This is a genomic window from Aminobacter sp. P4_H6_2 (assembly GCF_056400805.1).
On sequence record NZ_JBFUKO010000445.1, the window covers coordinates 1 to 4,568 of the forward strand.

A 4,568-nucleotide genomic window follows, 5' to 3' on the forward strand; every position below is an offset into this window, starting at 1 on the left:
CCCCGGGCCCGGGCCTCGAAACCGTCGAAACGCAAAAGCGGGTTGAGCCAGATCAGCCTGCGGCAAGACTTCTTGAGCCGCTCCATCTCTTCGCTCAGGCCAGCGACATCATCGCGCTCGAGCCCGTCGGTGATGAGCAGCACCACGGCGCCCTGCCCCAAAACCCGGCGCGACCACAGCCGGTTGAACTCACCCAGCGTGTCGCCGATACGCGTGCCGCCGGACCAATCCTTGACCGCGGACGAACAGTCGGCCAGCGCCGCATCGGGATCGCGATGGCGCATCTGGCGGGTCAGGTTGGTCAGCCGCGTGCCGAAGACGAAGGTATGCACGCGGCGCCGTTTTTCGGTCAGCGCGTGCAGGAAATGCAGGAAGATGCGTGTGTACTGGCTCATCGAGCCGGAAATGTCGGCGAGCACGACCAGAGGCGGATGGACCTCTCGGGTCGAGCGAAATTTTGGCAGGATCAGCTGGCCGCCGGTGCGGGCTGCGGCGCGCATCATGGCGCGCGGATCGATCCTGCCGCCATGYGGGTCGGGCTTGAAGCGGCGCGTGCGTACGGTGTCGAACGGCAACCGCAACGCCGCAATCTCACGCCGCGCTTCTGACACCTCGCGTGCCGTCATCTGGGCAAAATCCTTGGCGCGCAGCATCTCGTTGCCCGACACGGTGAAGCGGGCATCGACCTCGACATCGGGGATCTCGCGCGGCGGCTGGTTCTTCTGATGGCCCTCGAACATCGCCTGGCTGACGCGGTTTTCGGCAGCACGCGGCTTCTGCTTCTCGCGGTGATCAGGTGCGACTGGCGAAAACATTGCCAGCAGCTTTTCGATCAGCTCGCGCGATTTCCAAAACAGCCGAAACGCCTCGTCGAAGGTGGCGTGATCCTCGTGGCGRCTGACCAGCACGGCATGCAGCGTCCAGTAGAAATCGTCGCGCGAGCCTATGCCTGCGGCAAGAACCGCCTCGATGGCATCCTTGACCGAGGCCGGGCCGACGCGCATGCCGGCCTTGCGCAAAGCGCGGGCGAAATAGACGATGTTGTCGCCAATGCGCCCGTCAGGCGCTGCAGATCGTGGATCGGATCGGAGCGCGTCCATTTGCTACTCCGCTGCCGAAAGTTCCGCCTTCACCTCGTTGAGGATGCGGCGGCCTTCGCCTTGTTCGATGCGCGCAATGTCGTCCTGGTATTTGAGCAGCACGCCAATCGTGTCCGAAATCGTCTCGGGATCGAGCGCGACCTTGTCGAGTTCGGTAAGTGCTGAAGCCCAGTCGATGGTTTCGGCGACGCCGGGCACCTTGAACAGCTCGATCTCGCGCAGCCTCTGGATGAAACTGACGACCTCGTGGGAAAGCCGCTGGTTGGCTTGCGGCACCTTGCGGCGGACGATCTCCAGCTCGCGCTCGGCATTGGGATAGTCGACCCAATGATAGAGGCAGCGGCGCCTGAGCGCGTCGTGGATCTCGCGGGTGCGGTTGGTGGTGATGATGACGATCGGCGGCTCCTCCGCCTTGATCGTGCCGAGTTCGGGCACCGTCACCTGATAGTCGGAGAGGATTTCGAGCAGGAAGGCCTCGAATGCCTCGTCGGTGCGGTCGAGCTCGTCGATCAGGAACACAGGTGCGGCACCGGCCTTGCCGGTCAGCGCGTCGAGCACGGGACGGCGGATCAGGTATTTTTCGGAAAAGACGTTCTTTTCCATATCGGAGCGATCGACCTTGCCGACAGCCTCTTCCATGCGGATTTCGATCATCTGCGCCGCATAGTTCCACTCGTAGACGGCGGACGAGACGTCGAGGCCCTCGTAGCATTGCAGGCGGATCAGCCGGCGGCCGAGCGCGCTTGCCAGCACCTTGGCGATTTCGGTCTTGCCGACGCCTGCCTCGCCTTCGAGGAAGAGCGGCCGATTCATGCGCAATGAAAGGAACAGCACCGTCGCCAACGCCCGGTCGGCGACATAATCCGCACCGGTCAACAGATCGAGCGTCTCGTCGATCGTTTGGGGGATGGGACGAGGCGTACGGTCGGTCATGGCGTTTCCGAAAAAAGGCGGCCTACAGCACGTGGTAGCTGCGTCCGTGATAGATCAGCGGGCGAAGGTTATCGCCGATGCGCAGGCCTGTCACCTTGCCAAACATGACACGATGGGTGGCCAACTCCTTGGTATCGACCAATTCGCAATCGAATACCGCGACCGCCCCGATGAGTGCTGGTGCGCCTGACGACAGGACCTCCCACTCGCCAAGCGCGAATCGCTTTTCGGGCGGCAGGCCGGTGACGCCGGAAAAGGCGACGGCCAGCGGCTCATGGCGGGCAGCAAGCGTGTTGAGGGCAAAGTTGCCGTTTTCGATGAAGGCGTCGTTCTTGGGGTTCTCGCGATTGACGCAGACAAGCACCATTGGCGGGCTGTCGGACACAGAGCAGGCGGCGATCACGGTGGCACCACGCCTGCCGGCAACGCCGTCGGTGGTGACCAGATGTACGGCGCCAGCAAAATGGCTCATCGCGTCGCGATAGGCCTGCGGCCCGACTTCAAACTTCTTCAGCACCGGATTTTCCTGCAATGAACCATCTGCGCTATATATGGCCGTATAGATCAGGTCACAAGCAAGCGTGAGCCTGGGCAAGTGGGCCACAAGCACATTGCGCTTGTACTGGCCAGGCAGTAGGGCAGTGACATCGCGTTTAATTCCGGCGCGTGGAGGTTTTTCGGACCGAATGCGATCCGCAACTGCAATCACCACCGCACTGGCCGCATCGCTTCTGGCGCTGGCCGCCCATGCCGAGCCGTTGCGGATCGGCGTGGCCGCACCTTTGTCGGGCCCCTCGGCGATGCTCGGCGAACAGGTCAAGGCAGGTGCGGCGCTGGCGGCTCAACGCAGCGGGGTGTCACTCGAGATCGCCGATGACCACTGCACCGCCGAAGGCGGAGCGAAAGCAGCGCAAAGCTTCGTCGCCGCCAAGGTGGCGGTTGCCACGGGCTTTCTCTGCACCGAAGCGATCGAAGCCGCCCTGCCCGTGCTCAAGGACGCGAATATCCCGGTCATCACGGTCGGCGTGCGCACTGACAGCCTGACGGATCAGCGTGACAAAACCGGCTGGCAGGTGTTCCGGCTCGGGCCGCGCGGCGACAATGAGCGCGAAGCGGCGGYGTCCCTGCTGACACGGCTATGGAACGACGAACTGTTCGCCATCGTCGACGACGGTACCATTTATGGCCGCGAGCTGGCTGAAAGCTTTCGGGCAAGCGTCCAGCAGGCGGGATTGAAACCTGTGTTCGTCGACACCTACAGGCCGCAACTCGACAATCAGGTGGCGCTTATTGCCCGCCTGCGCAAAGCGGGTGCCACGCATGTATTTGTCGGCGGCGACGGCGAAGACATCGCCGTCATGGCCCGTGATGCGGCCACGCTTGGTGACGGCATGGTGTTTGCCGGGGGCGAAACGCTTCGCGTGGCCGACCGGACAGTGCCGCCAGCCGAGGGCACGCTGATGGTCGCTCCGCCCGAATGGTCCGATCTCGCCAAGGCGGACGTGCTAGCCGCCTTCGAAGCGCAAAAATGGATACCTGAGGGGTACACCCTGCCCGCCTATGCGGCGGTGGAGATCGCCCGCGCCGCGGCAGAACTTGCCGCGTCGAGCGGAAAGCCTGTCGCTGACGTGCTCGCGAAGCAAGAGTTCGACACGGCGATCGGCAAGATCCGCTTCGACGCCAAGGGCGACCTCAGCGAAAACCCCTACCGCCTGTTCCGCTTCGACGGATCGAACTACGTGCCTTTTGAGACGCAATGATGATGCTTAAAGCCGGACCGCTCAACCTGATCACCGACGTTGCCGGCTTGCGAGTCGGCAATGCCATCGATGAAAAGGTAAAGTCGGGTGTGACGGTGATTGTCTGCGACACGCCCGCTACCGCTGCGGTGCAGGTGCTGGGCGGCGCGCCGGGAACGCGCGAGACCGACCTGCTTGAAGCGCACAACACGGTCGAAACCGTCAATGCGGTGGTGCTTTCGGGCGGCTCGGCCTTCGGCCTCGATGCGGCATCGGGTGTGCAGGCAGCGTTGCGCGAAAAGGGCATCGGCTTTGCCGTGCGCGACCAGATCATCCCGATCGTGCCAGCGGCGATCCTGTTCGACATGCTGAACGGCGGCGACAAGGACTGGGGCCGCTATCCGCCCTATCGCGAGCTTGGCTATGACGCCGTACAAGCTGCCAGACGCGATTTCGCCCTTGGTTCGGCAGGCGCAGGCACTGGCGCGCTGACGGCTGGGCTCAAGGGCGGCCTCGGTTCGGCTTCGACGGTTTTGCCAAATGGCGTGACGGTGGGCGCACTCGTCGGGGTCAACGCCACAGGTTCGGTGACTGTCGGGCGTTCCAGGCATTTCTGGGCGGCACCGTTCGAACTTGATGGCGAGTTTGGCGGCCTCGGCTACCCCTCGCCACTGCCTGACGATGCTGCCCGCGTATTCAAGAAATACGAGGAAGCAAACAGTGCCGTCGCCAATACGACGATTGCGGTGATCGCCACCGACGCGGTGCTGACAAAGGCGGCCGCCAAGCGGTTGTC

Annotated in this window: 5 protein-coding genes; 2 read left to right on the forward strand and 3 right to left on the reverse strand. The window is 63.5% G+C overall.

Annotated elements, in window-relative coordinates; translation table 11 throughout:
* From AC1DUU_RS23895 to AC1DUU_RS23905, 3 genes are all read right to left on the reverse strand, one after another.
* On the reverse strand, window positions 1–1,100 hold a 1,100-nt coding region (locus AC1DUU_RS23895), incomplete at its 3' end, for a vWA domain-containing protein (protein ID WP_476785864.1).
* A 3-nt stretch (window positions 1,101–1,103) separates the two neighbouring features.
* Window positions 1,104–2,033 carry an AAA family ATPase gene (locus AC1DUU_RS23900; RefSeq protein WP_476785865.1) on the reverse strand — a complete coding sequence of 310 codons (930 nt, stop codon included), beginning with the start codon at window positions 2,031–2,033 and terminating at the stop codon, window positions 1,104–1,106.
* A gap of 22 nt (window positions 2,034–2,055) precedes the next feature.
* Window positions 2,056–2,550 carry a flavin reductase family protein gene (locus tag AC1DUU_RS23905; protein ID WP_476785866.1) on the reverse strand — a complete coding sequence of 165 codons (495 nt, stop codon included), beginning with the start codon at window positions 2,548–2,550 and terminating at the stop codon, window positions 2,056–2,058.
* A 169-nt stretch (window positions 2,551–2,719) separates the two neighbouring features.
* On the opposite strand from AC1DUU_RS23905, the gene AC1DUU_RS23910 reads away from it, so the two are divergent.
* Complete coding sequence (locus tag AC1DUU_RS23910; RefSeq protein ID WP_476785867.1) at window positions 2,720–3,793, forward strand: branched-chain amino acid ABC transporter substrate-binding protein; 1,074 nt, start codon at window positions 2,720–2,722, stop codon at window positions 3,791–3,793.
* A 2-nt stretch (window positions 3,794–3,795) separates the two neighbouring features.
* Window positions 3,796–4,568 (forward strand): P1 family peptidase (locus tag AC1DUU_RS23915; RefSeq protein WP_476785868.1); only part of this gene is annotated, 773 nt, incomplete at its 3' end.